Consider the following 25,982-nt stretch of genomic DNA (forward strand, 5'->3'; position numbering starts at 1 on the left):
CGCCGAAGCCGCCCGGTGAAAGGACAGGGATTCAGGAAACGACGAACAGGGCCACACCGGCGGCGCTCACGCGCTCACGCCGGGGCCGATCACCCTCCGGTATCACCCGGAGATGTCGTCGTCACCTGCCATGTCTGGTCTCCTAGCTGAGGATCACAAGCATTTCACACCATAGCAGGCGTCCATCGTGCGGTTCACACCCGGGAAGGCCCCCGGCCGGGATCACGGGAGCCTTCCTGCGTGAGGTGTCAGTGGGCTCCGGCCGCGCGGAGCAGGGCGGCCACTTCCTTCTGGCCCTTGGACACGGCGTGCCCGAGCGGGGTGACGCCCTCGCGGTCGGCCAGGTCGACGTCGGCGCCCGCGGCGATCAGCAGCCGGACGATCTCCTGGTGACGCTCACCGCCGTCGCCCAGGATGACCGCCTCCAGCAGGCCCGTCCAGCCCAGGTCGTTGACGTGGTCGACGTCGATGCCGGTCCTCAGCACCTCGCGGACGTACTCGACGTGCCCGCGCTCGCAGGCGGGGATGAGGGAGACGCCGCCGTAGCGGTTGCGCTTGGTCAGGTCGGGCCCGGCCGGCAGCAGCGCCCTGAGCATCGCGACGCTCCCGGTGACGCCGGTGACCAGCCAGGGCGTGTCCTTCCTGAAGTCCTGGGCGTCGGGGTCGGCGCCCGCCGCGACCAGCACCTTGGCCACCTCGACGTGGTCGGCCGCCGCCGCGAGCAGCAGCGCCGTACGGCGTTGCGCGTCGCGCGCCTCGACGTCGGCCCCGGCGCCCAGCGCGTCCCGGACGGCGGCGGCGTCCCCGCGCGCGGCTCCCGCCAGCAGTTCCTCGTCGGCCATTGCCGCTCCTTTCACCTCGCGCCCGCCGCAGGCCGCGAGCATCAGACCGAGTCCCCAGGTCAGGAAGGCTCGGCGGTTCATCCCCTCATCCTTCCGCCTTCCCGCCCCCGGCCGCGCGCCGGGGGCCGGGCAGGGCCGGTCAGCGGAGCTGCCCGGCGACCGCCTTGAGACCCGCCTGGGCGATGGACTCGTCGATGTCGCCGCTGGGGGCGCCGCCGACGCCGATGCCCGCGACGGGAGCGCCGCCCGAGGCGACGGGCACGCCGCCGCCGAGGAAGAGGGTGCCCGGGATGTCGGCGATGGACGGCCCGCCGCCGGTGAGGCCCTTGCCGAGCTCGGCGGTCGTCCGGCCGAAGGAGACCGCGGTGAACGCCTTGCGCCTGGCCGACTCCTCGGTCTGCGGGCCCGCGCCGTCGCCCTTCAGCACCAGCCGGGTCGCGCCGGACCGGTCGACGATCACGACGGAGACACGCTGCTTCTGCTTGACGGCCTCCTTCATCGCGGCGTCGGCGATCTTCAGGGCGGCGTCGGCGGAGAGCGTCCCGGTCTGCACGACGGGCTCGGCCGCGGCGACGCGGGCGAGGCGGGAGGTGTGGGCGGCGTCGGCGGCCCGGGCGGGCGAGGTGGCGGCGACGGCCAGCACGGCCAGCCCCGACAGCGAGCCGGCGACCAGGCGAGTACGGATGTTCATGGTTTCTCCAGTTCGGCAGGGCGAAGTCGGACACCTCAAGGGTTCCGGGCGGACCGCCCCGGGCCATCGGGAGCGCGGGCGATCCCCGCGCGCCGACCGGCCGAGCGCCGGGTCAACCGATCGGTTGATGCGCTCCCGCGCTGGTGGGGGCCACTCTCGGGCAGGGGATAGTGTCGGAGGGCGCGGCGACCGGGGAGGGCGATGAGGGAGCGCACCTGGCTCAACTGGGCCATGCACGTGGGGTTCTACCTGCTGCTCGCCGCCTCGGCCCTGCGGCTGGTGTCCCGTCACGGCATGGTCCCGCAGACAGTGACGTCGCTGGCCGTCTGCGGCCTGCTCGCGCTGGCGTACGCGGCCGGGATCGTGTGGTGGAACCGGCTGGGGCGGCAGGGGCGGCTCGTCTGGCTGGGCGGCGTGGCGGCGGTCTGGCTGGCGCTGGTGGTGCTGGCGCCGTCGTTCAGCTGGTGCGCGGTCCCCTTGCTCTTCCTGTGCCTGCGGCTGCTCGACGCGCGCGGCTTCGCGGTGGCCGCCGCTGCGCTGACCCTGGTGGTGATCGTGGCCCAGTTGGAGATCGCCCGGGAGCTCGACGTCAGCCTGATCCTCGCGCCGGTCGGCATCGCGGCCATGACGGCGGTGATCTTCGGGGAGTTGCAACGCGAGAGCGCCGCCCGGCAACTGCTCATCGACGACCTGATCAGCGCCCGCGGCACGCTGGCCGACTCGCGCCACCGCACGGGCGTCCTGGAGGAGCGCGAGCGGCTGGCCAGGGAGATCCACGACACGCTCGCCCAGGGCCTGACCAGCATGGGCATCCTGCTCCAGGCCGCCGACCGCATGTGGGTGACCGACCCCGACCAGGCCCGCGCCCACGTACGGCGGGCCGCCGCGGCCGCCGCCGGCAACCTCGACGAGGCGCGGCGGTTCGTCCGCGGCCTCCAGCCGCCCGGCTTGGTGGACGTCTCGCTGCCCGAGGCGCTGGCCCGGCTCTGCGCGGACGCCGACGGCACCGGGCCGCGGGTGCGCTTCCGGCTGTCGGGCGAGGAGTACCCGCTGGCGCCGGAGGTGCAGGCGGCGCTGCTGCGGGTGGCGCAGGCGGCGCTGGCCAACGTACGCGACCACGCCGGCCCTCCGGCGGCCACCACAGCGGCAGGCACACCGGCGGCCACAGCGACGACCACAGCGACGGCCACGGTGACGGCCACGGTGACGCTGTCCTATCTCGACGGTGAGGTCACGCTCGACGTGTTCGACGACGGCGTCGGCTTCGCCGAGCCCGCCCCCGCTCCCGGCCGCGGCTACGGGCTGCGGGCGATGCGCGACCGGCTGGCGGAGGTGCACGGCGTCCTGGTGGTCGAGAGCGCGCCCGGCGAGGGCACGGCGGTCGCGGCCCGGGTGCCCGCCGCCTGCCCCCCGCGCGTCCTGGACGGCGGCGGCCCGGCATGAGGCTGTTCCTGGTCGACGACCATCCGGTGGTCCGGGCGGGGCTGGCGGCCCTGCTCGGCGGCGAGGACGACATGGAGATCGTCGGCGAGGCGGCCGACGGGGCCGAGGCGCTGCGCGGCATCGCCGCCCGGTCCCCCGACGTCGTGCTCATGGACCTGCAGCTAGGCGAGGGCATCGACGGCGTGGAGGTCACCCGGCGGGTGCGCGAGCTGCCCGCGCCGCCTCAGGTGCTGGTGCTGACGACGTACGAGAGCGACGCCGACATCATGCGGGCCGTGGACGCCGGGGCCATCGGCTACCTGCTCAAGGCGTGCCCGCCGGAGGAGCTGTTCCAGGGCATCCGGGCCGCGGCCAGGGGCGAGAGCGTGCTGTCGGCCAAGGTGGCGACCCGGATGATGCGGCGCATGCGCGAGCCCGGCCCGGCGCTGAGCGCCCGCGAGGTCGAGCTGCTGGAGCTGCTGGCCAGCGGGGCGAGCAACCGGGAGATCGCCCGGCGGCTCTACATCACCGAGGCGACGGTCAAGACGCATCTCGTGCACATCTACGACAAGCTCGGCGTGGAGACGCGCACGGCCGCCGTCACGGCCGCGGTCGAGCGACGCCTCATCCGCCTCCCCTGAGCGCTCCGGCCGCCAGGGGTCCGGGCCGGGCGTCAGCGGACGGCGGCGGGGGAGGTCCCGCCGGGGACGAGCCGGTGGGGCGGGCCGCCGCCGACGTCGGCCGCCCACACGTCGCCGTCCTTGGCGTACATGACCGTGCGGTCGTCCAGCCAGGCGGCCTGGTCGTCGATGCTGGCGCGCTCCCCCAGCGGGCTCTCCCGCATGGTGGCCAGGTCCAGCAGGTGCAGCCGCCACGGGCCGGGCGAGACCCGCTTCTTGAACACCAGCCGGGTCCCGTCCGGCGACAGGGACGGGCACTCGGCGTTCTCCCTGAGCGCGCGCGCCCGCCAGGCCCCGAAGTCGCCTTCCACCAGGTACGTCCTGCCCTTGGTCGAGACGGTCGCGTAGAAGCGGTTGTCGTCGGCGGCGAACGTGACCCCCCAGTAGTTGACGTCGGCGGAGTGGTAGCGGCGGCCGTCGAGGTAGAGCGGGATGTCCTCCATGTTCGTGATGAGGTAGCCGGTCCGGGTGTCGAGGATGCCGGTCCAGGTGGAGAAGCCGCCGGTGCTGTAGGAGTCGCCGGTGACGAACACCGTCCAGGAGGCCATCCGGCCGCTGGCGGACACGCGGGCCCGGCTCGGCACCCCGGCCAGGTTGATCCGGCGGGTCTCCTTGAGCGACCGGTCCAGGACGAGCGCCTCGGTCTTCGGCAGCGGGCCGGGCCGGGTGACCAGGCAGAGGGTGGTGCCGTTCGCCGTGTAGAAGCGGTCGCAGGCCCGGGAGCTGACCCGCGGCGGCGCGCCCGGGTCGGCGAGGGGCACGGACGCGACGCGTCCGCCGCTGCGCACCAGCACCCGGCCCGGCTCGGCGGCGTCGAACCCCGCGACGGCGGGCGCGGCCTGGCGCGAGGACGCCGCCCAGGTGGCGTACGCGGTCGCGCCGCCCGCCAGCAGAACCACCGCGGCGACGAGAACGAGCACCCTTCTCATGCGGCACCTCCCTGTCCTCGCAGCGCCCGCCAGGCGATCACGGACGCCGTCACCAGCCCGGCGGCCATCACCGCCAGCGCCGGCCCCTCCCCCGTCCCCGCCCACAACAGGCCGAACAGGATGGACGACACCATCCGGGCCGTGGCCTGCCCGGTCTGGAGCAGCGCCAGCCCGCCGGTACGCGCGCCCTCGGGCAGCATCGGCCCGGTCAGGGCCATGAGCACGCCGTCGGTGGCGGCGTAGAACAGGCCGTGCAGCAGCAGCGCGGGCACCAGCCAGGCCGGGCCCAGCAGCACCAGGTAGACCGCGAGCAGCGCCACGTGCCCGGCGACGAACACCGTCGCGCGCCCGAACCGGTCCGACAACCTGCCGAGCGGCACCGCCAGCAGCAGGTAGGCGCCCGCCGTGCCGAGCGGCAGCAGCGGGAACAGCTCGGGCGCGATCGCCAGCCGCCGTTGCAGCAGGAGGTAGACGAACGAGTCGCTGACCGTCACCAGGCCGAGTGCCACCGCCACCAGGCAGGCCCGGCGGAACCCGGGCTCCCGTGCCACCGCCGCCCGCAGCCGTACCCGGGCGGTCAGGGGGCCGCGCCGGTCCCGTACGTACAGAACCAGCAGCAGCACGCCGAGCGCGGCCACGCAGAAGCTCGTCACGAACACCGCGTCGTAGGCGCCCGCCGTCGCCGTCAGCACCGCGAACGCGGCCAGCGGCCCGAGGAAGGCGCCCACGGTGTCCATCGCCCGGTGCACCCCGAACGCGCCGCCCAGCCGTTCGGGCGGGGCGCTCAGCGTGATGAGCGCGTCCCTGGGCGCGGTGCGCAGCCCCTTGCCGGTACGGTCGGCGGCCAGCACCAGGCCGAGCGCCGCGGCCGACCCGCCGGCCGCGAGCAGGCCCAGCTTGCACACGGCCGAGAGCCCGTACCCGAGCCCCGCGACCAGCTTGCGGCGGCTCCACCGGTCGGCGGCGTGCCCGCCGGCCAGCCTGACCAGCGCGGTGACGCCGAAGTACAGGCCGTCCAGCAACCCGAACTGCACCAGGCTGAGCCCGAGCGCGCCCACCAGGTACAGCGGCAGCACCGCGGTGACCATCTCCGACGAGACGTCCGTGACCAGGCTGACCAGGCCGAGCGCCACCACGTTGGCAGGCACCGCCCTGGTCAGCCGGGTGCCGAGAAGCGAGATGTACATCTAGTGGCAGGAGTAGGTCGGGCTGCTGTCCTTGACCGAGCCGTCGGTCCCGACGAGCTGCCAGCCGAACGTGCTGCCGGTGAACGTCAGCTTCAGCACGCCGAACGTGCCGCTCAGCCGCTTCTGGCTGTTCGGCTGCACGTTCTCGATCTGGTACGGCGACGCGCCGCCCATCCCGCCGAGCACCTCGACGATGCCCATCGCGGTGTCGGCCTGGGCGCTGGGGTTCTGCGGCCCGAACCGCTCGTAGTGGTGGTCGTGCCCGTTGAGCACCAGCTCGGCGCCGGCCGCGTACAGCGCCTGCCAGACGGGCTTGGAGACCGGGTCGTTGCCGTGCTCGCCGGAGCTGAACAGCGGGTGGTGCCAGTACGCGGCCACGCACGGCTTGGTGGTGGCGGCGAGGTCGTTCTTGAGCCAGGTGAGCTGGGCCGACTGGTCGAAGTGGTTGGAGTCGAGCGCGACGAAGTGCCAGTTGCCCCGGTCGTAGCTGTAGTAGCTCTTGCCCTGCGGGAAGGCGATGGCGCCGAAGTACGACTTGTACCCCGCCTCGGACCCGGCCGGGTCGTAGGTCTCGTGGTTGCCGGGGACCGGGTGGGTCTTGGCCTTGAACCTGCCCCACGTCTTGTCGTAGTAGGTGCGGAAGTCGGACAGGAGGGCGTCGTCGTACTGGTTGTCGCCCATGGTGATGACGAACTCGGGGTTCATCGACTCGACCAGGGCGGCCGTCTTCGGGTGCACGCAGGAGGAGGAGCTCGCGGTGCACTGCTCGGCGATGTCACCGGCGGCGGCCACCACGAACGTGTCGCCCGGCGGGTCGGTGGGCGGGTCGGTGGGCTGGGTGCCGCCGCCGTAGACCTGCATCTCCCACAGGGAGTAGCCGTAGGAGGTGCCGCGCGCGGTCCCGTACATGCGGACGTAGCGGCCGGTGGCGGTCAGGGCGAGGTCGTCCACGCCGCCGTCGCCCGAGGTGGTGGAGTAGACGTCGGTCCAGGCGCTGCCGTCTGCGGAGGTCTGGATCTTGTACGACTTGCCGTAGGCGTCCTCCCAGGTCAGCTTGACCCGGCTGATCTGCTGGGAGGCGCCGAGGTCCACCCGCAGCCATTCGGGGTCGTGGCCTTCGGCCGAGGCCCACCGGGTGGCGGCGAGGTCGCCGTCGAAGGCCTTCGCGGCGGCGTAGGAGGAGGCTTCCTTGGAGGAGGAGGTGGCGGGTTTGCCCTGCGAGAGCAGCGTCTCGGCGGTGCCGGCCGAGGCGGTGGCGGCCACGAGCAGGCCGGCCACCAGGCCGATCACGGCCATGACGGCCAGGCGGACTCTGGACATGGCGATTCTCCTGGGGGTGAGAGATCGGAGCACGGTCCGGTGGGCGGCCGGGTCAGGAGTCTTTCGCTGAGCGCGTCACCTCCTCGTGGGAAGCCGCGCCGAGCCGCTTACCGGGATCGTGGCGCAGGGCGCGGAGGGCTGTCAACAAAGTTAGGAAGCTTTCTTAACCCTGCTGGGCGGGGTTCACCCGGCCGCCGCACGGCACGCCGAGGCCGCCGCCCGGGCTGACGGGCGGCGGGTCTTGGCCGCCCGTCAGCCCGGGGTCACCGGGACGTTCGTCAGGCCACGGGTGGCGCCTGTGACGGTGTTGGAGGAGTGCACGACGTTCGGGTCGGCCGTGCATTTGGACGTCGAGGTGATCTTGATGGCGTACGCCCCGACCCCGCCGAGGTCGGAGCGGTTGCCGCGCCAGAGGTTCCCGCAGCCGTTGAGGAAGGACGGCGTCGTGGCCGGATTGTGCGTCTCGTAGCCGTTGGCGAAGGTGCCGGGCGGGGTGAACGTGCCCGTGTTGTTCTCGATCGTGTAGCCGGAGCCCTTGACGTCCACCCAGGAGTCGGCGGAGTTCTGGCCGCTGACGCCGGTGCCGTCGAAGGTGTTGCCGCCGATCAGGCCGCCGCTCGTGCCCTCCTTGACGTCGATGTGCTCGGCGGCGACGTACGGGCCGATCGTGTTGCCCGTGACCTGGACGCGGTCCGACCGGTCCACGCCGCCGGTGTTGCCGTGGCAGCCCCAGTTCGAGCCGGCCGAGCCGAGGTAGACGCCCTCGCCGTAGCCGGGCTGGACGAGGCCCGTGTAGGCGATGCGGGAGTTCCTCAGGACGCCGTCGGACGAGCTGCGCCGGAAGTGCACGCCCTCGTCCTCGACGTGGTGGACGTACACGCCGTCGATCACCACGTGGGCGGAGGCGTCCAGGACGATGCCCTTCTTGGAGTCCTTGACGGTGAACCCGGCGAGCCGCCAGTACGGCGCTCCGTACAGCCAGAGCCCGTAGCCGGAGTCCCAGCCGCCGCCGGGCGCGGGGCAGGACGGCGCGGTGCCGGAGGGGCCGTCGTTGACCAGGACGGCGCCCGCCGGGCCGGTCAGCGTGATCGGCGCGGCGGCCGTCCCGGCGCGCTGGGCGACGAAGACGCCGTGGTACTCGCCGGGAGCGAGCCTGATGGTCTGCCCGGGTACCGCCCCGGCCAGCGCGCTCGCGAGCTGGGCCGCCGTGGACACGTCGACCACATCACCCACCTTGACCGCCGCGCCTACAGCGCCCATACCGCCCACGGCGGCGCCGGTCGCCGCTCCGGCGATCGACGTCGCGGCAGCCGGCATCGTGGCGGCGGGCGCCGAGAGCAGGAGCGGCAGCAGGCCGGTCAGCAGGGTCCGTCTCATGGGGTTCCTCCCTTCGGGGGCCGGGCCCGCGGACGCCGTCCGCGGGCCCGGCCGAGGGTTCCGCCGCCGGTCAGGGCACCCAGTGGTTGCCGGTCACCGTGATCATGACCTGGAGCTGGATGCTGGCCGAGTAGTAGCTGCTCGCGTCGATCGGCGTGCCGAGCATCTTGTTCCACAGTGCGTCCAGCCACGCCTGGCTGCCGGAGTCCGTCATCGCCGCCACCGCGAACGGCGCGAAGAAGGCGGCCTCGCTGCCGCTGGAGATCTGCGTGCCGTTCAGCTTGTAGCCGATCGCGATCTTGGCGGGGTCGCCGCCGGTCTTGCTCTTGATCCAGGAGTTGAGCTTCCTGGCCGAGGCGAGCGACTTGGCGTCCCCGCTCGTCACGGCGTCGTCGGCGATGCGCCACGGGGTGCGGCAGGCGTTCCACCAGTACTGGCCGTCGTTCGGGTCCTCCAGGACCTGGCCGGGAGCCGGCTTGGCGGTGGTGTTGGTGTTGACCACGAAGTCCGGCAGCAGGCCGGTCGCGGAGGCGTAGTCGGCCTGGAGGGTGGTGATCAGGTTCTGGTGCGCGGTCCTGATCGTGTCCCAGGCGCTGTTGCCGGTCGCCTTCCTGAAGGCCCTGAAGTGGTCGATCATCCAGTCGGAGGTACGGGTGATGTAGTAGTACTGGTCGCCCGAACTGCTCCAGTCACCCAGTTTCAGCAGGTTCGTGGACGGGTTGATCTCGTCCTTCTTGATGGCGTTGATGTGCTTGACCGCCAGGTCGAGGTAGTTGTACGTGCCCGAGCTGCCCCACTGCCGGTGGGCCAGGAGCAGGCCGTAGGCGACGTCCATGTCGCCGTCGGTGGCGCCGTCGCTGCCGTCGACGCTCTTGCAGGCGGTGTCCTGCTCGGCGGCCAGCAGGTCGGGGTTGATGGACGACGGGTGGTCGATCATCCACTTGACCATGCCGTCGAAGATCTTCTTGGCATCGGGGTCGGCCCCGGCCATGGTCGCGACGACCGCCATGCCGTAGCCCTGGGCCTCGGCCACGTACGGGTGGTCGGCGTCGGGCGAGATGACCTCGTACCAGCCGTTCCCGCAGTTCTGCCGGACGAAGGCGGCCTTCCACCGCTTGTAGTAGTCGACCACCCGCGCGTCCAGCGCGGCCTGGTCGCCCGTGGGACGCAGCATGCCCGCCGCGTACGGGATGGTGTGGCTGCCGAAGGGCACCGCGGGGCCGCCCCCGCCGCCGGGCTGGGTGGTCGCCGTGACGCCGCCGCTGGCCGCCGACTGGTTGCCCGCGGCGTCGCGAGCCTTGACGGTGTAGCCGTAGGCGGTGGCGGGGGTCAGGCCGGTGTCGGTGTACGTGGTGCCCGCCACGGTGGTCACCAGGGTCGAGCCCCGGTAGACGAGGTAGCCGGTGACGCCCACGTCGTCGGTGGCGGCGTCCCAGGCCAGGGACACGCTGGTGGAGGTGGTGCCGGTCGCGCGCAGGTTGCCCGGGGTGGAGGGCGGGGTGGTGTCGGTGCCCCCGCCGCCGCCGCTGCCGTAGACCTCCAGTTCGTACAGCGAGTAGCCGTACGTCGTGCCGCGGGCGGTGCCGTACATGCGCACGTACCGGCCGCTGCCGCTGACCGTCAGGTCGTCGGTCGCGCCGTTGCCGGAGGTGGTGGAGTAGACGTCGGTCCAGGTGCCGCCGTCGGGAGAGGTCTGGATCTTGTACGACTTGCCGTACGCCGCCTCCCAGGTCAGCTTCACCCGGGAGACGTTGTAGGTGTCACCGAGGTCGACCCTGATCCATTCGGGGTCGTGCCCTTCGACGCTGGCCCAGCGGGTGGAGGCGTTGCCGTCCACCGCCTTGGCCGCCTCGAAGCCGCTGCCCTCGATCGAGGAGGAGGTGACCGGTTTGCCGCGGGACAGAAGCGTGTCGGCGTTGGCGGAACCGGCCGCGGCCGTGGCCGGCGGTGCCAGGGGCGCCGCCGCCATCAGTGCCGCGACCAGGGCCGTGACGAGCAGCGACGACCGCCGGGGGCGCCGCTCAGGACGTCTGATCATGCGTTGATCCTTCGGATAGGGGGTGCCATGGGGCCATCCGCAGGTGGACCGTGATCGATGGACGGGCGTTAGGAAACTTTCCTAACCCTCACAGCGGACGCTAAACAAGAACATCCCCTTCCGCAACCCTTCACCCCGAACCAACCCCTACCGTTCACATCCCCGCCGCAGACACACCCCCCAAATCCACACAAACCCCCGCGCTGCCGACCAGGCACCGCAACACCACCCCGGACGCACGTGGGAGCGACCCGGGCCGCCCCCTGCACGCGAGGCGGCCCTACGCCCAGGCACGTGATCACTCGCCCTGCGACGGCAGTGACCGCCGGGCCGACGCTCCCCGTGCCGCCCGGACGCCGCGAGCGCCCGGGCGGCACGTGGGATCAGAGGCGTTCGAGGAGCCTGCGGAGCTGGGCCACCTCGGCCCGCTGCGCGCTCTCGATGCCCTTGGCCAACTCCTTGGCCTGCGGGTTCACCCCGCCCGCCTGCTCGGTACGCGCCATCTCGATCGCTCCCTCGTGGTGGGCGATCATCTGCTGCGCGAACAGCCGGTCGAAGGCGGCCCCCTCGGCGCCTTCGAGCTTCTTCATGTCCTCACCGGACATGATCCCGGGCATGTCGTGCCCCATCCCGCCGGACGGGACGGGCTTGCCCCACTCGGCCAGCCAGCCCTTCATGGTCTGGATCTCCGGGTCCTGGGCGGCCTTGATCTCGGCCGCGAGCTCCTTGATCTCGGGGTCCTCCGCCCGCCGCGGAGCCAGCTCGGCCATCTCGACCGCCTGCTGGTGGTGCGGGATCATCATCTGGGCGAACATGACGTCCGCGTCGTTGAACGATCCCCGCGACGGCTGGGCGCTGGCGGCGGCACCGGCGGAGGCGGACGCCTCGGGCGCGGCCGTGGAGGCGGCGTCGGTCCCGCCGCAGGCGGTGAGCAGGGCGAGCGCGCCCGCGGCGACGGCGAGGGTGAACTTACGGTTGCTGGACATGCTGATGTGATCTCTCGTTCGCTGGAACAGTCGGCAGGTTCGCGCGGACCGCCGCCGAGGGCGTCCGCGCCGGCTGCCGGCCTATATGCGCAGGATCGAGAGGTGGGCCAGCCTCAGGGACGTGGGCCGTGGCGGTGGCCGCGCGACCGGCCGGAGGGACGGCTCCGCGCCGGCGCCGCCACCGGTCCGCCGCCGTGTGCCGACCCAGAAGGCCAGCAGCGCCACGACGAGCAGCGAGGTCAGGACGGCCAGGCACACCCCGGCCGGATCGAGCCCCGGCATCTCGTGGCCGGGATGCAGCCCCGCGAGCGCGGCGGCGGGGGCCTCGTGGGCGATCGCCAGGTCGTGCCGGGCGTTCACGTGTCCGAGCGTGTGCATCCCGCACACGCCGAGGGCGAGGACGACGAGCAGGAGTGCGCGCGCACCCCGCCGCAGGATCCCCACCAGCCCTCCCCCGTAGCCCCGGCTCTTACGAACGAGCAGGATACGGGAGCCGCCCACCTCGGGCAACCAGAACCCCGTACGGGTATATGACCCCGAATCACCATGGCCTCGGCGTGTCAGAAGAACTGGCCGAGGCGGAACGGGCGCACCACGAGCGGGACCGAGGAGCGGCTGAGGACCTTGACCTTCCTCAGGCCGGTCAGCCAGTCCGCCGTCACCTTGACGCACTTCAGCTGCACCTCGTGCTCCCCCGGCGGCGCGAACCGGGAGATGACGACGCCCTTCTTGCCGAACCCCATCCCTCCCAGCCCGATCCCCACCTCGCGGAACATCCGCCACGACCCCTTGACGGGGAACGCGGTGGACCCGACGACGGCGTGGTTGGCCTGGGTGGGGCAGTGGACGAGCAGCCGGATGGCGTCGTTCTGGTGCGGCGCCGCCGGCGAGACCCGGAAGGACGTGAGCTTCTTCCAGGAGGTGTCCCCGTCCTGGCCGGAGGCCGCCTCGGCGAGGGCGGCGGGACCCGCGGGGACGCTCGCGAGGGCGACCGCCGCCAGCAATGTGATCGACCGCATCTTTCCCCTCACGGTAAGTCACCAGATGGTTCCATTCTGGCCACTTCGCCCCTGGGACGGGCAGACGCCACGCCGGGCCACACGACGACGTGATCCCGGCGGCGTACAAAGGAGGGCGTGAACACGCCTGATCGCCACGTTCGTCGTCATGGGGCTCACGTAGAGCGGGACGTTCACCGCCCCGGTGCCGGAGACCGCGCCCCCGCGGCCCCTCGGGCGACGGCCACGCCCTCCCCTGCCCACCTCGGCTCTATGCCCGACCTGTCGGGCATGGAGCGCCCGGCCCCTCGGAGGGGCCGGGCGGGTCGTCGGTCAGGAGCCCCGGTGCAGGCGGGCGATGCCGTGTTCGATGGCCTCGATGATCCGCGGACGCAGCTCGGCGGCGCTGACGATCGCGTCGACCGAACCGACCTCGACCGCGCGCCGGATGTTGTGCACCCGGTCGAACTCCGCGGCGACCTCACCGAGCTTCTCCGCCCGTACGGCCGGCTGGACCTCGGCCAGGCGGGCGTTGAGCGCGGCCCGCTCGGCGCCGCTGGCCGCCGCGACCTGCCGCTGCAGCTCGCTCACGCGCGGGTCGGTCGCGGTGCGGTTGTTCACCTCGCCGGAGAAGACCACCGCCGCGGCCGGGGCGCCGCCGAGCACCGAGGCGAACGAGCCCTCCAGCGCCAGCACGGTCATGTTCGGGTTGAGCGCCTTGGAGAAGACCACGAACGCGCCGCCGTGGTAGCGGGAGATGACGCAGAACACGATCGGGCCCTCGAAGTTGACGATCGCCCGGCCGATCTCCGCGCCGTACTCGAGCTGGAGCTTGCGCATCGACTCGGGCGAGCCGTCGAAGCCGGACAGGTTCGCCAGCACCACCAGCGGCCGGTTGCCGGAGGCCGCGTTGATCGCCCGCGCGGTCTTCTTCGACGAGCGCGGGAACAACGTGCCGGCCGTGTACGCGTCCGGCCCGTCGGCGGGCGGGAAGCCGCGCCGCGGCACCGGCCGCGACTCGATGCCGATCAGGCAGACCGGCCGGCCGCCGATGTGCACGTCCTGGACGGCCGAGGTGTCGGCGTCGGCCATGCCCGCCCAGCGTTCCAGCACCGGGTGGTCCTGGTCGGACAGGGCGCGCATCACCGTGCGGATGTCGAAGGGCTTCTTGCGGTCGGGGTTGTGCTCGACGGAGAAGATCTGGCCCACGGTGGTGAAGTCGCTGCCCGCCACGGCGTGCGGGTAGTCGCGGACGTCCCGGTCGGCCGGGTCGGCGGTGGTGGCCTTGCGGGGGCCGCTCTCGCCGGGCACGACGTAGGTGTGGTCGTAGTGGGCCATCAGCACGTCGCGGGCGGCCGGCAGGTTGGGCGCCCAGTACTGGGCCTGGCCGTTGGGGCCCATGACGCGGTCGTAGCCGCCGATGCCGAAGTTGTCCTCGGCCGAGACGCCTCCGGAGAAGTCGAGCGACTGCTTGCCGGTGAGCACCATCGCCGAGTCGGGGGTCATGACCAGGATGCCCTTGGTGTGCATGAGCATCGTCGCCTCGGCGTTCCAGTACGGCTGCGCCCCCACGGTGATCCCCGCGACCACGATGTTGATCTCGCCGCCGGCCTGGGTGAAGGTGACGATGCGCTTGAGGGCCGCCGCCACCCAGTCCATGTTCTCGGTGCCCGAGGTCATCGAGATCCGGGCGCCGGCCGACAGCGCGAACCACTCCAGGGGCACGCGCATGCGTTCGGCCAGGTCGAGTGCCGCGATCACCCGCGAGCACTCCGGCTCCGACAGCGCGCCCAGCGCCTTGGTCGGGTCGCCGAGCAGCACCACCCGGGTGACGCCTTCGGGATGGCGGGCGGTCGGCGTGGTGACCACGCCGGCCACGATCGCCGCGGAGTTGTTGCCCTTGGGCCGGTCGACCGGGACGAGCACGCCGCCGGCGTCGAGGTCGTGCTCGACGAAGCGGCCCTCGGGGCCGGTCAGCAGGCCGGTCAGCTCGTAGGGGTAGGCGTTGCCGCGCCGGGCGGCGCGCAGCACCTTCAGGCGGTAGTCGTCCAGCGGCTGGACCGGCTCGTCCGACGGCTTGCCGACCTGGAGGCTCGCGCCGTGGCCGGGGCCGAGGGTGATGCGCACGGCGACCTCGCTCAGCTCGCCCGAGGGGGTGCGCTGGCGGGCCACGAACTGGACCTCCTCCAGCCCCGCGCCCGCCGTGGTCGGCAGGATGCGCTGGACCAGCATGTTCAGCTCGTCGGTGGTCAGCTCGGTCGAGGGCCAGACGTACATCATGATGCGGTTGGTGTCGAACCGCTTGTTCTGGGGGCGCTGGGCCTGGATGTTGCGGATCGCGTCGAGGCCGGCGGTGAGCGCGTCCTCCACGGCGGGCAGCGCGACCAGGCGGCCGTCGGCCTCGCGCAGCGGCGTCAGGTCGCGGACCTGGCCCATGGCGATGAGCCGTTCGTCGGCCGGGTTGCTCTTGGCGACGGCCCTGAACAGGTAGATCTCCTCGTCGGCCGACGGCAGCCGGGTGAGGTCGAACTCCTGCAGCCGGTGCAGTTGCAGGCGCTGGGCGATCTGCGGGTGCAGGCCGCGGATCAGGCGGTCCTCGGCGAAGCCGGCGCCGTCGGGGCGGAAGGTGAAGTGGTGGTGCATCACCGCGCCGCTGGTGCCCACGACGGTGGTCGTGATCCGCCGGATGCCCGCGGGCTGCGGGCGCTCGGCCAGGGCCTGCCCGAGCCGTACGGCCATCTCCTCGGCGTCGGGCTGGTCGTCCCAGGTGAGGTAGAGGTCGGCGACGAGCCCGCGCCCGCCCACCCCGTCGGCCAGCGCGCCCACGGCGTCGATGGCGTCGGGCAGGGCGGCGATGTCGACGGCGGTGGTGACCAGGCGGGTCGCGCCGCGCGGGCCGGTGTGCTCGGCGGTGACGAACCGGCAGCCCGCGCTGTCGCGGGTGGTGACCTGCGACAACCCGCGGTTGCCGTAGTAGCGGCGGGTCAGGACCTCCAGCAGGGGGGCCAGGTCGCGCTCGGGCCGGCCGATGCGCTGGCCGAGCAGCCGGACGAGCGGCTCGGAGCTGGCCACCATGGCCTGGATGCGCTCGGCGCGGTCGGGCGCGCCGGGATCGCGGTCGAGGTGCCGCAGCTCGTCGCGGACGGCGGCGTAGACCTTGGCGCGGTTGCGGCGCAGCAGCGGCTGGGCGAACCAGCGGAACACCACGCCGCGGGCCAGGTCGGCGACCACGGGGAAGCGCACCTGCGTGGCCTCGACCAGGTGCTCCAGCGCGAGCCCGGCCCGCTCGCCGAGCGACTCGCGCGGGGAGGCGCCGGCCAGCCAGGCGCGCAGCAGCTCCGACATGACGGTGACGCCGGCGGTCATCTGCTGCTGGGCCAGGAAGATCCGGAAGACCGCGGCCTCCAGCTCGGGCGTACGGTCGAGCTCCTCGACGCCGTAGTGCCTGAGCATGCGGCGCAGCTTGGCCTGGAACGCCTCCGGCAGGCCGGCGCGTTCGACGTCGAGGCTCTGCAGGTAGCTGTGGAAGTACTCGCGCGGGCTGTGCACCGGGCTGCCCGGCTCGACGTCGAGCTCGCCGCCCGGCTTGTTGCGGCTCAGCTCCGACAGGTCGGCGAAGACGGTGAGCAGGTCGAGCTCGCCCTCGATCACGCGGTCGTCGAGCTCGGCCCGCGCGGCCAGGTAGTGCGACACCATCCGCCGGCGGTCGTGCGGGTCGGCGTCGAAGCCGAGCAGCAGGTCGCGCAGGTCCTGCACGCCGCGCTCGGCCTGTTCGGCGGCCGAGGCCCGCGGTGGGGCGGCGGGCAGGTCGATCTCGGGGGCGGCGGTCGCGGCGGCGGCCTGTTCGGCCTCGGCGCCCGCGAGGGGTTCCAGGCGCATCAGCGGCGCGCCGGCCTCGACCTGGCTGCCGACCGAGACGCCGCACTCGCGGACCCGGGCACGGAACGGCGCGCGCAGCACCGTCTCCATCTTCATGCTCTCCAGCACCAGGATCGGCGCGCCCGCCTCGACCTCGTCACCGGCCGACAGGGGCGTCGCCACGACCAGCGCGGGCGCGGGCGAGCGGACGACGCCGCCCTCGTCGCGGCTGATGCGGTGGGTGACACCGTCGACCTCGACCAGGTGGATCGGGCCGTGGGTGGCCGACATCAGGCGGAAGCGGCGGCCGTTCACCGTGATGCGGCCGCTGTGCTCGTCGAAGCGGTCGATCTCGACGTCGAGCGGGTGGGACCGGTCGCCGTCGGAGATGCCGACGCGGAAGCGCCGCTGCCCGGCCCTGGCCACCTGGAGCCGGTAGCCGGCGCCGCGGAGCTTGAGTGTCAGCGGACGGCCGCTCTCGTGCTGCACCTGCGGGCGCCCGCCGTGGGCGGTGGCCAGCAGCCGGTTGCGGCTGACCTCCTCCTCGTCCTGGTACGCCTCGATCGCGGCGGCGGCCAGGGCGACCGCGGAGTGGCGGTGGCTGACCAGGCGCCCTTCGGCGCGCACGCGGTCGATCCAGCCGGTGTCGGCGACGGCGTCGACGACCTCGGGCTGGTCGAGCAGGTCGAGCACGAAGCTCTTGTTGGTGGCGCCGCCCTCGATGATCACCGTGGTGGCGGCCATCGCGCGGCGCAGGCGGGCCAGGGCCTGCTCGCGGTCGCGGCCGTAGGCGATGATCTTGGCGATCATCGAGTCGAAGTCGGCGGGGATGGTGTCGCCCTCGCTGACGCCGGTGTCGACGCGGACGCCGGGCCCGGTGGGCAGCACCAGGCGGGCGATGCGGCCCGGCGCGGGAGCGAAGTCGCGGTCGGGGTCCTCGGCGTTGAGCCGGGCCTCCACGGCGTGGCCGCTCTCGCGCGGCTGCGGGCCTTCCAGGCGTCCGCCGGCGGCGACGTGCAGCTGCAGCCGGACCAGGTCGGTGTCGGTGGTCAGCTCGGTGATCGGGTGCTCGACCTGGAGCCGGGTGTTGACCTCCAGGAAGGCGAACATCTTGTCGCCGGGGTGGTAGAGGAACTCGACGGTGCAGGCGCCGCGGTAGCCGACGGCCACGGCGAGCCGCGCGGCCGACGCCTTCAGCTCGTCGGTCTGGTCGTCGCTCAGGACCGGGGAGGCGGACTCCTCGATGATCTTCTGGTTGCGCCGCTGCACCGAGCAGTCGCGCACGCCCAGCGCCCACGCCGTGCCCTGGCCGTCGGCGATGACCTGCACCTCGACGTGGCGGGCGCCGGTGACCAGGCGCTCCAGGAAGACCACGCCCGAACCGAACGCGCGCGCGGCCTCCTGGCTGGTGCGCTCGTAGGCGTCGGCCAGCTCGTCGGCCGAGGCGACCATGCGGATGCCGCGCCCGCCGCCGCCCGCGGTCGCCTTGAGCATCAGGGGGTAGCCGATCTCGTCGCCGGCGCGCAGGGCGTCCTTGAGCGTGGCCACCTCGCCGCGGCTCCACGGCGCGACGGGCACGCCGACCTCCTCGGCGATGAGCTTGGCGCCGATCTTGTCACCGAGCCGGCGCATCGCCTCCGCGCTCGGCCCGACGAAGGTGACGCCGATCTTCTCGCACAGCTCGGCGAAGGCCGGGTCCTCGGCGACGAACCCCCAGCCGACCCACGCGGCGTCGGCCCCGGTCTCGATCAGCGCCCGCTCCAGCACGGCGTGGTCGAGGTACGGGCGCGCCGAGGCGGGCCCCAGCGAGTAGGCGACATCCGCCTCGCGGACGAAGGTCGCGTCGCGATCGGCGTCGGTGTAGAGCGCGATCGTCTCGATCCGCTTGCCGGTCTCCGCCGAAAGATCCCGGACGGCGTGGATGAGCCGCATCGCGGCCTCTCCGCGGTTGACGATGGCGACACGATTGAACACCGGTTGAGCCTCCCACGTACCCCGTACAAGAAGGCGAGTCCGGGGTGGTCCCCGGGGCCTCGCCCGTCACTGTCTCTACCGTGCTCGATCACCGCCGCGTGTACCAATGTCCGCATAGTGCACGCCGGGGCTCCTGCTTTGTGCGGATCCCACAAAAAGTGACCCCGCCACAGGGTTCGAGCGCCGGTTCCCGTGGCACCCTGCCACAAGGCCGCCACTGTACCGACGACTGTACCGGCGACCCGCCTCGCGCCCGCGCAGCCCTCGCCCTCGAAGCCGCTCCCCCAGAACGGAACGTCCGTGAATGTGGCAGAGTGCGGTGAACCACAAGATCGAAAGGTGCGTGCCTTGGCAGTCCCCCTCGCCGGCTCCCTCGCCGCCTTGACGCTGGCCTCCCTGCTCACCTCTCCGTCCGCCGCGCTGCCCGCCTGCCCGCAGATCTTCGGGCACGGCGGCTACCCCACCGGCGCCGACGCCTGGGAGCGGGACCAGGTGCGCCAGCCCAACAACCCCACCGCCGTACGGCGTTACAAGGGCTGGGGCGCCTCCGGCGTCGAGGCCGACCTCCAGCTCACCAAGGACGGCACCAAGGCCGTCATGTGGCACAACACCTCGACGTGGGGCCTGTCGGGCACGAAGAAGAACATCACCGAGATCTGGTGGGCGGCGGGCGACACCGCGCTCAAGGGCCGGACGATCGTGCGCGGCCTGTTCAAGGGCGAGACGGTCTACACCTTCCGCGAGTGGCTGGCCGCGATGAGGTCGGCCGGCATGATCGGGCTGGTCGAGGTCAAGACCGAGGCCCGCCAGTCGCTGCTCAGCTCCAACGCCACGATCAAGGCGCAGGCGTGGAAGGAGGTGCTCGACCCGGTCAAGGAGAACTACCGGTCACAGGAGATCATCCTGTACTCGCACGACAGCGCGATCGCCGCCGAGCTCAAGAGCCGCGTGACCGCCGCGGGCCTGAGCCAGGTGCTGACCGGCGGCCCGATCTGGCCGGAGGTGACCAAGTGGGAGGAGCCGCCGCCCTCCTGGACCCTGAACCAGAACGTGTGGAAGTCGGCGCTCGCGAGCGGGGCCAAGCGGGTGGCCACCGACTACACGGCGGAGTTCAGCTCGTGGCTGAAGGGCAAGTGCCAGTGACCGCGTCCTGAGGACGCGCGAGGCGGCGGGCGGCGCTGCTCAGGGCGGCGGGCCGTCCGGTCCGGGCGCGGGCAGCGGGAGGCGCAGGACGAACCGGGGGCCGTCCGGGAAGTCCTCGATGTCCAGGTCGCCCTGGTGGGCGCGGGCGATGGCGCGGGAGATGGCCAGGCCGAGGCCGCTGCCCCCGGGGTCGCGCCGGCGTCCCTCGGGCAGGCGTACGAAGGGCTGGAAGACCCGCTCGCGATCCTCGGGCACGACGCCGGAGCCGTCGTCGCGGACGGAGACCACCGCCTGGCCGTCGCGGCGCTCCACCCGGACCTCGACCACCGTACGGGTGTGCCGCTGGGCGTTGACCAGCAGGTTCGTCAGCACCTCCCCGAGCTGGACGCGGTTGCCGAGCACCGGGAGATCCTCGGCGACGTCCACCCGGATCAGCGCCCCCGCCCGCCGGCTCGCGACCTCCTCCCGGACCAGCTCGCCCAGCCGCACCGGCTCCCGGTCGCCCGGGGGCGCCGTGCGGACGCGGGCCAGCAGCAGCATCTCCTCGATGATCGCCTGGAACCGGTCGGCCGTGGACAGCGCGTCGCGCAGGGCGGCGCGGGCGTCGACGTCGGGGTAGGTCAGGGCCTCCTCCAGCCGGACGCGCAGGCCGGTCAGCGGCGTGCGCAGCTCGTGGGAGACCATGGAGGAGAAGTTGCGCTGCTGCTCGACGGCCTCCTCCAGGCGCGCCAGCGTGCTGTTGGCGGTGCGGGCGAGCTGGGCGACCGCGTCGTCGCCGGGCGGCTCGGGCACCCGCATGCTCAGGTCGGTGACGGTGATCTCGGCCAGCCGGGCCCGCATCGCCTCGACCGGCCGCAGCGTACGCCCGATCAGGAACGCGGCGATCCAGGTGAGCAGCGCGCTGACGGCCAGGCCCCCGGCGGTGATGATCTGCTCCAGGCGGTGGGTGGCCAGGAGGGCCGGCTCCGTCCGTGCGGCGTAGACGACGTGGGGCGCGCCGTGCCACAGGAACTGCTCCTCCTGCGGCGAGGGCCTGGTGGCGGTGAACATCACGCACTCGCCCCGCCCGCAGGCCACGCCGTGCCGGATGCGGTTGTCGGAGGCGGGCCAAAGGGTGCTGATGGGCGGCCTGCCGGAGGCGGCGCGGCTGGCCGCGACCACGTGGCCGCGGGCGTCCACGAGTTGGAGGAGGTCGACGTACGAGGTCGTGACCGGGGGCGGGAAGGCGGTGCCCATCGAGCCGATCCATTCGGTGGTGGCGCGCTGGGTGTCGGCGAAGACGTCCTGCCGGATCCTCTCGCGGATCAGCAGGTCGAGGGCGGCGCCGACGGCCGCGCAGACGATGAGCGACAACACGGCGGTGGCCAGGATGAGCCGCGCCTGGACCGAGAGCCGAAGCGGCCGCAGGGCCCCCACCCCCTCACCGGTCTCGCCCGGGTCCTGCCGCCCACATGCTCTCAACCCGGGTCTCATCGCACGTCCAAGGAGCGGCAATGACTCCGTGGCGGCGGGCGCGGCGGTCGAGAATTGATCCCACAATGGCCAGAAATATGCGCGGATTACCGATTTACCGCAACTTATACCGACAGTAAGGCTATTCGGATAAATGCCGCGTTTGTTTCATGGCGGCGGTAGCGGCTCCTGCTGTACGATCGCCATTCGTGGCAGCGGGGGTTCCGGTGGTGCCGAATGCGTCGGGGGGATCGTGCGATTCGGGCCCGCGTTTGTCCGTGCGCGTGCCGCGATTCTCGCATTGCCCGGCCAGGAAACGCGCCGGCAGTCAGGAGAGAGCCTCGTGAAGATCGCACACGCAACCGCCGCGCTGGCCCTCGTCGCGGGCCTCGCGGCCTGCGGCGGCGCCGCGGCCCCCACCGCCACCAGCGGTTCCGGCGGGCTGGAGAAGACCCAGCTCCTCGTCGGCGTGGTGCCGGTGCCGTCGGCGGCGCCGCTGTTCATCGCCGAGAAACGCGGCTTGTTCAAGGCCGAGGGCCTGACCGTCAAAACGGAGATCATCCAGGCCCCTCAGGCGGTCATGCCGAAAATACTGAACGGCAGCATGGACGCGTTCCTGACGTCCTATGTCTCGCTGCTGTCCATCAACGATTCCGGCGCGGCCAGGCTCAAGCTGTTCCAGCACAGCCAGGAGTCCGCGCCCGGCGTCGCGGGCGTCGTCGTGCCCAAGGGGTCGCCGGTCAGGTCCGCCACCGACCTCAAGGGCCGCACGATCGCGGTCAACGTGCTCAAGGCGCTGGGCCAGACGGTCACCAACGCCCACCTCCAGCAGACCGGCCTCGCGCCCGACGACGTCAAGTACGTGGCGATGCCGTTCAACGAGCAGCTCGGCGCGCTGGCCTCGGGCAAGGTCGACGCCGCCTGGCTGGTCGAGCCGTTCCTGACCGCGGCCAAGAAGGCGGGCGGCACCGAGGTGATCGACACCATGTCGGGCCCGACCGCGGGCATCCCGATCGACGGCTGGGGCGTGTCCGAGGACTGGCTGACCAGGAACCCCCGCACCGCCGCCGCCTTCCACCGGGCCCTGGCCGAGGCCCAACAGATCGCCGCCGCCGACCGCGGGGCGATCGACGAGGTCATCCCGACGTACACGCAGATCGACGCGGCGAGCGCGGCCGCCATGAAGCTCGGCGCCTTCTCGATGGAGCCGCCCCTGGAGGGCTTCCAGAAGCTGGCCGACCTGCTCGTCGGCTACGGCTACCTGAAGAGCAGGCCGGTCGTCGCCCAGCAGATCGCGACCGGCCTGGGATGATCACGCGGGGCAGGCGGCTGGTGCTCGGGGTCGCGGGGGTCGCCGGGGTGCTCGTCCTGACCGAGGCCGCGGGGCGGGCGGGGCTCATCGACCCGGGCGTGCTGCCGTACACCTCCGACGTCCTGGCCGCCGCGGCCGGGCTGGCGGCCGACGGCGGGTTCCGCGCGCAGGTGCTGGCCACGCTGGGCGCGTGCGCGGCGGGCCTGCTGATCGCGATCGCGCTGGCGGTGCCGGCCGGGCTGCTGCTCGGCACGGTGCCCGCGGTGGAGCGCTCGGCGCGGCCGCTGGTGGAGTTCCTGCGGCCGATCCCGTCGGTGTCGCTGATCCCGCTGGCCATGTTCCTGTTCCCCGACAGCTCCGACGCCAAGACCTCGCTCATCGTCTACACCTGCTGCTGGCCGCTGCTCGTCAACACCATGTACGGCCTGTCCGACGTCGACCCGCAGGCCAAGGAGACGCTGCGCAGCTTCGGCTTCGGCCCGCCGGCGGTCGTGCTGCGGGTCTCGCTGCCGAGTGCCGCGCCGTTCGTCGTCACCGGCGTGCGGATCTCCGTCGGGGTCACCCTCATCGTCGCCGTCAGCGTGGAGCTCATCGCGGGCGGCGACGGCATCGGCACGTTCCTGCTCCAGGCCGGCAGCGCCAACCACGTCGACCGGGTGCTGGCCGGCACGTTGTGGGCGGGCCTGCTCGGGCTGGCGGCCAACCTGCTGGTCACGACGGCCGAGCGGCGCCTGTTCCGCTGGCACCACGCCCGCGCGCAGGTCGCGGCGTGACCCGGTCCGGGCCGGGCGGGGTCGCGGCGGGCATCCGGCGGTGGGCGCGCCGCCACTGGCTGCTGCCCGTGGTGGCGGTGTTGTGGGAGCTGGTCGCCCGGCGGGCGGGGGCCGTCTACTTCCCGCCGCCCAGCACGATCCTGACGCGGCTGCGCGAGATGTGGTTCTCCGGCTCGCCGGGCCGGCTGTTCCTGACCGACGAGGCGGTCGCCGACCTGCTGCCCAGCCTGGGGCGGCTGGTGGCGGGGTGGGCGCTGGCGGCGGTGGCGGGGGTCGCGCTCGGCCTGGCCCTGGGCCGCGTGGCCTGGCTGGCGGCGCTGGCCGAGCCGCTGCTGCACCTCGGCCGTTCGGTGCCGCCCGCGGCGCTGCTGCCGGTGTTCCTGCTGCTGTTCAAGATCGGCACCCCGATGCAGCTCGCCTCGATCGTGTACGGGGTCGTGTGGCCCGTACTGATCAACTCGATGGACGGGGGCCGCCACGTCGACCGCGGCTACCTCGACACCGGCCAGGTCTTCCGCCTGTCGGCGGCCACCCGCCTGTTCCACGTCGTCCTGCCCGCCGCCGCGCCGAAGATCCTGGCGGGCCTGCGGCTCAGCGTCTCGCTGGCGCTGATCATGATGGTGATCTCCGAGCTCTACGGCAGCAGCGAGGGCATCGGCCACCGCCTGCTGGAGGCGCAGAGCCAGTTCGACATCCCGGCCATGTGGGCCGGGATCGTGCTGCTGGGTGTGCTGGGCGTGGCGCTCAACTCGGTCTTCCTGACGGCCGAGCGGGGGCTGCTGCGCCGCTACGCCCGCGCCTGACGTTCACTCCCGGCCGTGCAGCCGTTCGATGACCTCGTGCTGCCGGGCGGTGTAGAACGCGCGGTCCGGGGCCTCGGCCAGCTCGCCGGGCCGTTCGACGTCGTGCGCGGCGGGCCACGGCCTTGGGGGTCAGGCCCGGCGAGTACGCCTCGGAGGTCGGGTCGCAGAACACCTCCGCGCCGCGCAGGGCCGGCGCCCTGGCCAGTTCGGGCACCAGAATCTCCTCCGAGGCGAGCGCCGCCAGGTTCCCGATTTCGGTGCGCGCGACCGGCAGCACGCCGCCGAGGCCGTAGCGGTCGAGGTAGCACTCCCACACGTCGTACGGCGTGGGCGTGAACATCGAGTGCAGCCGCCGGTAGCGCAACACCGCCTCCCCCGCCGGGGACAGGATCACGCACGCCTGGAAGTACCGGCCGGGGAAGTGCTCGTCGCGCTCGTAGGCGTTCACGCAGAGGAACACGTCGTTCGCCGCGGCGATCGCGCCCAGCGCCAGGTACTCGGGCCCGTCCACGTCGAGGGCGGCCTTCTCGCGCCACTCGGCCGGGCCCTGCCGGGCGGGGAAGCCGGTCAGGACGTACTCCGGCAGCACCACCAGCCGCAGCGCGGGGCCGAGCCACGCCTTGCTGCCGCCGACGCGCGCGCCGACGCGTTCGACGGCGGCGGCCAGGTCGGCGCGGTCGGTGACGGCCCTGGCCTGGATCTGGAGCGCCAGGGCGGTGCAGGCGGTCATGTCAGGCCGTCCGGCGCTCGTCGATGAGGGTGCGCCGGACGCACTCGCCGTTCCTGATCCACTGCCAGGTACGGCTGCGGGAGTCGCCGTCCGCGCTCAGCACGATCAGCTCGAACAGCCGCAGGTCGTCGCCTTCGGCCTTGAAGCGCCAGGTCAGGTAGATGGTGTTGTCGTCGAGCTCCCAGAACTGGCCGCTCAGCCGTTCGGTGTCGAAGGCGCACCGGCCGCCGCCCAGGTACGTGCCGGGGAACTCGTGCACCTCGGTGCGGCCGTCGTCCCAGCGGTAGCGGTTGGTCTGGTGGTAGCCGGTGTCGCCGACGATCGCGCAGGTCATCTCGACGTGGTGCCGGTCGATCACGGCGCCGTCCTTGTCGACGTGCACGTACTCGCCGGCCCACTCGCCCTCGTGGCGGGCCAGCAGTGGCATCTCGGCGCGCAGTCCCATGCTCTATCCCTTCCTCGGGTGCCACCAGGGGTCTGCGGCCCCTGACCAGTTGATCAGGTACGCCCTGCGGCGCAGGAACCGGCCGATCGAGGCGGCGCCCATGCGTGAGCCGCCGAGCCCCGACAGGCCGAAGGAGTTCTTCTCGCCCTCGTGGACGAGCGCGGTCAGCGCGGCGTCGTTGACGCTGACCGCGCCGGCGTCGAGCCGGGCCGCGATGATCGTCTCCCTGGTGGAAGCGGAGCTGGCCGCCACGTCGTCATGACCGCCCTGTGCGGCGGCGCCTTCCGCATGCTGCTGTGACCGGGTCCTGTCGATTGGGAGCATTGGTGGTAGCTGGGGCCGTGACGTCGTACGGCGTCGGCCATGGTGGTGGAGCGTGTGCTGCTGGCTGGAGTGAGTCACCTCATGGCCCTGGCCGTCTTCTCCGCCGCGGGCGCGTTTAGGACACTGGCCGGGACCGTCCGGGCTCAGCAGCACGTGTCAGGCTTGAGATCCCGGTGGATCACGCCCGCCTCGTGGATCGCGGTCAGCGCGGTCGCGACGGCGATCGCCGGCCTGCGCAGCCGATCTCCCTCGAACGCGCCGCCCTCTCGGACGTCCTGCCGCAGGCTCGGCCCCTCGACGTACTCGCTGACCAGGTAGGCGGGCTCGGCCTCCGTGTCGGCGTGCAACAGCTTGGCGGTGCAGAACGAGGCCACCTGCTGCGCGGCACGGATCTCCTTGTCCACCCGATCGCCGAGCGCCCCTCGCAACACCTTGACGGCGACCCTCCGGCCGTCGGCGTCGTAGGCCTCGTACACCACTCCCTGGCCGCCCTCACCGAGCCGCCCGGCCACCCAGTACGCCCCGACCCTCTCCGGGTCACCGGGTGCGCGAGACGCACCGCAGGCGGCCACGGGCAGGAGATCGCCGAACGAGCCGGTGCGCACCGGCGGGGTTGGGCAGCAGGGCATGGGGGAAGTCTCCGTCCTGCGGGCCGTCGACTGAGGTGCAGGCCCCTGCGACGTGAGCAACCGCTGGTC

Annotated in this window: 22 protein-coding genes; 6 read left to right on the forward strand and 16 right to left on the reverse strand. The window is 72.8% G+C overall.

Features of this window, described 5'->3' with window-relative positions; translation table 11 throughout:
* Positions 1-248 precede the first annotated feature (248 nt).
* On the reverse strand, positions 249-842 hold the full coding sequence (locus tag ACIHAD_RS34255) for an ankyrin repeat domain-containing protein (RefSeq protein ID WP_397358850.1): 594 nt from the start codon (positions 840-842) through the stop codon (positions 249-251).
* A 139-nt stretch (positions 843-981) separates the two neighbouring features.
* Entirely contained in the window at positions 982-1,533 is a 552-nt protein-coding gene (locus tag ACIHAD_RS34260; protein WP_397358851.1) for a heme-binding protein, read from the reverse strand.
* A 201-nt stretch (positions 1,534-1,734) separates the two neighbouring features.
* Here ACIHAD_RS34260 and ACIHAD_RS34265 point away from each other — a divergent pair, with 201 nt between their 5' ends.
* Positions 1,735-2,976 carry a sensor histidine kinase gene (locus ACIHAD_RS34265; RefSeq protein WP_397358852.1) on the forward strand — a complete coding sequence of 414 codons (1,242 nt, stop codon included), beginning with the start codon at positions 1,735-1,737 and terminating at the stop codon, positions 2,974-2,976.
* On the forward strand, positions 2,973-3,596 hold the full coding sequence (locus ACIHAD_RS34270) for a response regulator (RefSeq protein WP_397358853.1): 624 nt from the start codon (positions 2,973-2,975) through the stop codon (positions 3,594-3,596). The genes ACIHAD_RS34265 and ACIHAD_RS34270 overlap by 4 nt, the downstream gene beginning before the upstream one ends.
* A 32-nt stretch (positions 3,597-3,628) precedes the next feature.
* Here ACIHAD_RS34270 and ACIHAD_RS34275 read toward each other — a convergent pair whose 3' ends face one another.
* From ACIHAD_RS34275 to ACIHAD_RS34315, 9 genes are all read right to left on the reverse strand, one after another.
* Complete coding sequence (locus ACIHAD_RS34275) at positions 3,629-4,564, reverse strand: TolB family protein (RefSeq protein ID WP_397358854.1); 936 nt, start codon at positions 4,562-4,564, stop codon at positions 3,629-3,631.
* Complete coding sequence (locus ACIHAD_RS34280) at positions 4,561-5,751, reverse strand: MFS transporter (protein ID WP_397358855.1); 1,191 nt, start codon at positions 5,749-5,751, stop codon at positions 4,561-4,563. Before ACIHAD_RS34280 ends, ACIHAD_RS34275 begins: the two co-directional genes overlap by 4 nt.
* A complete protein-coding gene (locus ACIHAD_RS34285) occupies positions 5,752-7,071 on the reverse strand; it encodes a discoidin domain-containing protein (protein WP_397358856.1) in 1,320 nt (439 codons plus the stop codon).
* Between the two features lie 252 nt (positions 7,072-7,323).
* Positions 7,324-8,448 carry a right-handed parallel beta-helix repeat-containing protein gene (locus ACIHAD_RS34290; RefSeq protein WP_397358857.1) on the reverse strand — a complete coding sequence of 375 codons (1,125 nt, stop codon included), beginning with the start codon at positions 8,446-8,448 and terminating at the stop codon, positions 7,324-7,326.
* 70 nt (positions 8,449-8,518) lie between these two features.
* A complete protein-coding gene (locus ACIHAD_RS34295) occupies positions 8,519-10,486 on the reverse strand; it encodes a glycosyl hydrolase family 8 (protein ID WP_397358858.1) in 1,968 nt (655 codons plus the stop codon).
* Positions 10,487-10,869: 383 nt separating this feature from the next.
* Positions 10,870-11,472 carry a DUF305 domain-containing protein gene (locus tag ACIHAD_RS34300; protein ID WP_397358859.1) on the reverse strand — a complete coding sequence of 201 codons (603 nt, stop codon included), beginning with the start codon at positions 11,470-11,472 and terminating at the stop codon, positions 10,870-10,872.
* Between the two features lie 81 nt (positions 11,473-11,553).
* Positions 11,554-11,916 (reverse strand): hypothetical protein, encoded by a 363-nt coding sequence (locus ACIHAD_RS34305; protein ID WP_397358860.1) that lies wholly within the window; start codon positions 11,914-11,916, stop codon positions 11,554-11,556.
* 116 nt (positions 11,917-12,032) lie between these two features.
* Positions 12,033-12,491, reverse strand: coding sequence for a hypothetical protein (locus ACIHAD_RS34310; protein ID WP_397358861.1), 459 nt, complete (start codon positions 12,489-12,491; stop codon positions 12,033-12,035).
* A 312-nt stretch (positions 12,492-12,803) separates the two neighbouring features.
* Entirely contained in the window at positions 12,804-18,302 is a 5,499-nt protein-coding gene (locus tag ACIHAD_RS34315) for a biotin carboxylase N-terminal domain-containing protein (protein ID WP_397358862.1), read from the reverse strand.
* Between the two features lie 348 nt (positions 18,303-18,650).
* On the opposite strand from ACIHAD_RS34315, the gene ACIHAD_RS34320 reads away from it, so the two are divergent.
* Entirely contained in the window at positions 18,651-19,445 is a 795-nt protein-coding gene (locus ACIHAD_RS34320) for a hypothetical protein (RefSeq protein WP_397358863.1), read from the forward strand.
* A gap of 39 nt (positions 19,446-19,484) precedes the next feature.
* Here ACIHAD_RS34320 and ACIHAD_RS34325 read toward each other — a convergent pair whose 3' ends face one another.
* Complete coding sequence (locus ACIHAD_RS34325; RefSeq protein WP_397358864.1) at positions 19,485-20,918, reverse strand: sensor histidine kinase; 1,434 nt, start codon at positions 20,916-20,918, stop codon at positions 19,485-19,487.
* Between the two features lie 322 nt (positions 20,919-21,240).
* Between ACIHAD_RS34325 and ACIHAD_RS34330 the strand changes: the two genes are divergently transcribed.
* The 3 genes from ACIHAD_RS34330 to ACIHAD_RS34340 are packed head-to-tail and all read left to right on the forward strand — an operon-like array spanning position 21,241 to position 23,785.
* Positions 21,241-22,209: an ABC transporter substrate-binding protein gene (locus ACIHAD_RS34330; RefSeq protein ID WP_397358865.1), complete on the forward strand. Its 969-nt coding sequence runs from the start codon at positions 21,241-21,243 to the stop codon at positions 22,207-22,209.
* Positions 22,206-22,982: an ABC transporter permease gene (locus ACIHAD_RS34335; protein WP_397358866.1), complete on the forward strand. Its 777-nt coding sequence runs from the start codon at positions 22,206-22,208 to the stop codon at positions 22,980-22,982. The genes ACIHAD_RS34330 and ACIHAD_RS34335 overlap by 4 nt, the downstream gene beginning before the upstream one ends.
* Positions 22,979-23,785: an ABC transporter permease gene (locus ACIHAD_RS34340; RefSeq protein ID WP_397358867.1), complete on the forward strand. Its 807-nt coding sequence runs from the start codon at positions 22,979-22,981 to the stop codon at positions 23,783-23,785. The genes ACIHAD_RS34335 and ACIHAD_RS34340 overlap by 4 nt, the downstream gene beginning before the upstream one ends.
* Here the strand turns inward: ACIHAD_RS34340 and ACIHAD_RS34345 are convergent.
* From ACIHAD_RS34345 to ACIHAD_RS34360, 4 genes are all read right to left on the reverse strand, one after another.
* Positions 23,727-24,515, reverse strand: coding sequence for a nitrilase-related carbon-nitrogen hydrolase (locus ACIHAD_RS34345; protein WP_397358868.1), 789 nt, complete (start codon positions 24,513-24,515; stop codon positions 23,727-23,729). The genes ACIHAD_RS34340 and ACIHAD_RS34345 overlap by 59 nt on opposite strands.
* A 1-nt stretch (position 24,516) precedes the next feature.
* Positions 24,517-24,960, reverse strand: a complete 444-nt coding sequence (locus tag ACIHAD_RS34350) for a hypothetical protein (RefSeq protein WP_397358869.1) — start codon at positions 24,958-24,960, stop codon at positions 24,517-24,519.
* Positions 24,961-24,963: 3 nt separating this feature from the next.
* A complete protein-coding gene (locus tag ACIHAD_RS34355; RefSeq protein WP_397358870.1) occupies positions 24,964-25,212 on the reverse strand; it encodes a hypothetical protein in 249 nt (82 codons plus the stop codon).
* Between the two features lie 215 nt (positions 25,213-25,427).
* On the reverse strand, positions 25,428-25,913 hold the full coding sequence (locus ACIHAD_RS34360) for a protein kinase (RefSeq protein ID WP_397358871.1): 486 nt from the start codon (positions 25,911-25,913) through the stop codon (positions 25,428-25,430).
* Positions 25,914-25,982 lie beyond the last annotated feature (69 nt).

Origin of the sequence: Nonomuraea sp. NPDC052265 (genome assembly GCF_044547985.1) — a bacterium.
Lineage (GTDB): Bacteria > Actinomycetota > Actinomycetes > Streptosporangiales > Streptosporangiaceae > Nonomuraea.

Excerpts from the sequence above, each read along its gene's own strand:
- ACIHAD_RS34255 (WP_397358850.1), bottom strand. The coding sequence starts at position 842 with ATGGCCGACGAGGAACTGCTGGCGGGAGCCGCGCGCGGGGACGCCGCC.
- ACIHAD_RS34260 (WP_397358851.1), bottom strand. The coding sequence starts at position 1,533 with ATGAACATCCGTACTCGCCTGGTCGCCGGCTCGCTGTCGGGGCTGGCC.
- ACIHAD_RS34265 (WP_397358852.1), top strand. The coding sequence starts at position 1,735 with ATGAGGGAGCGCACCTGGCTCAACTGGGCCATGCACGTGGGGTTCTAC.
- ACIHAD_RS34270 (WP_397358853.1), top strand. The coding sequence starts at position 2,973 with ATGAGGCTGTTCCTGGTCGACGACCATCCGGTGGTCCGGGCGGGGCTG.
- ACIHAD_RS34275 (WP_397358854.1), bottom strand. The coding sequence starts at position 4,564 with ATGAGAAGGGTGCTCGTTCTCGTCGCCGCGGTGGTTCTGCTGGCGGGC.
- ACIHAD_RS34280 (WP_397358855.1), bottom strand. The coding sequence starts at position 5,751 with ATGTACATCTCGCTTCTCGGCACCCGGCTGACCAGGGCGGTGCCTGCC.
- ACIHAD_RS34285 (WP_397358856.1), bottom strand. The coding sequence starts at position 7,071 with ATGTCCAGAGTCCGCCTGGCCGTCATGGCCGTGATCGGCCTGGTGGCC.
- ACIHAD_RS34290 (WP_397358857.1), bottom strand. The coding sequence starts at position 8,448 with ATGAGACGGACCCTGCTGACCGGCCTGCTGCCGCTCCTGCTCTCGGCG.
- ACIHAD_RS34295 (WP_397358858.1), bottom strand. The coding sequence starts at position 10,486 with ATGATCAGACGTCCTGAGCGGCGCCCCCGGCGGTCGTCGCTGCTCGTC.
- ACIHAD_RS34300 (WP_397358859.1), bottom strand. The coding sequence starts at position 11,472 with ATGTCCAGCAACCGTAAGTTCACCCTCGCCGTCGCCGCGGGCGCGCTC.
- ACIHAD_RS34310 (WP_397358861.1), bottom strand. The coding sequence starts at position 12,491 with ATGCGGTCGATCACATTGCTGGCGGCGGTCGCCCTCGCGAGCGTCCCC.
- ACIHAD_RS34325 (WP_397358864.1), bottom strand. The coding sequence starts at position 20,918 with ATGAGACCCGGGTTGAGAGCATGTGGGCGGCAGGACCCGGGCGAGACC.
- ACIHAD_RS34335 (WP_397358866.1), top strand. The coding sequence starts at position 22,206 with ATGATCACGCGGGGCAGGCGGCTGGTGCTCGGGGTCGCGGGGGTCGCC.
- ACIHAD_RS34345 (WP_397358868.1), bottom strand. The coding sequence starts at position 24,515 with ATGACCGCCTGCACCGCCCTGGCGCTCCAGATCCAGGCCAGGGCCGTC.
- ACIHAD_RS34350 (WP_397358869.1), bottom strand. The coding sequence starts at position 24,960 with ATGGGACTGCGCGCCGAGATGCCACTGCTGGCCCGCCACGAGGGCGAG.
- ACIHAD_RS34360 (WP_397358871.1), bottom strand. The coding sequence starts at position 25,913 with ATGCCCTGCTGCCCAACCCCGCCGGTGCGCACCGGCTCGTTCGGCGAT.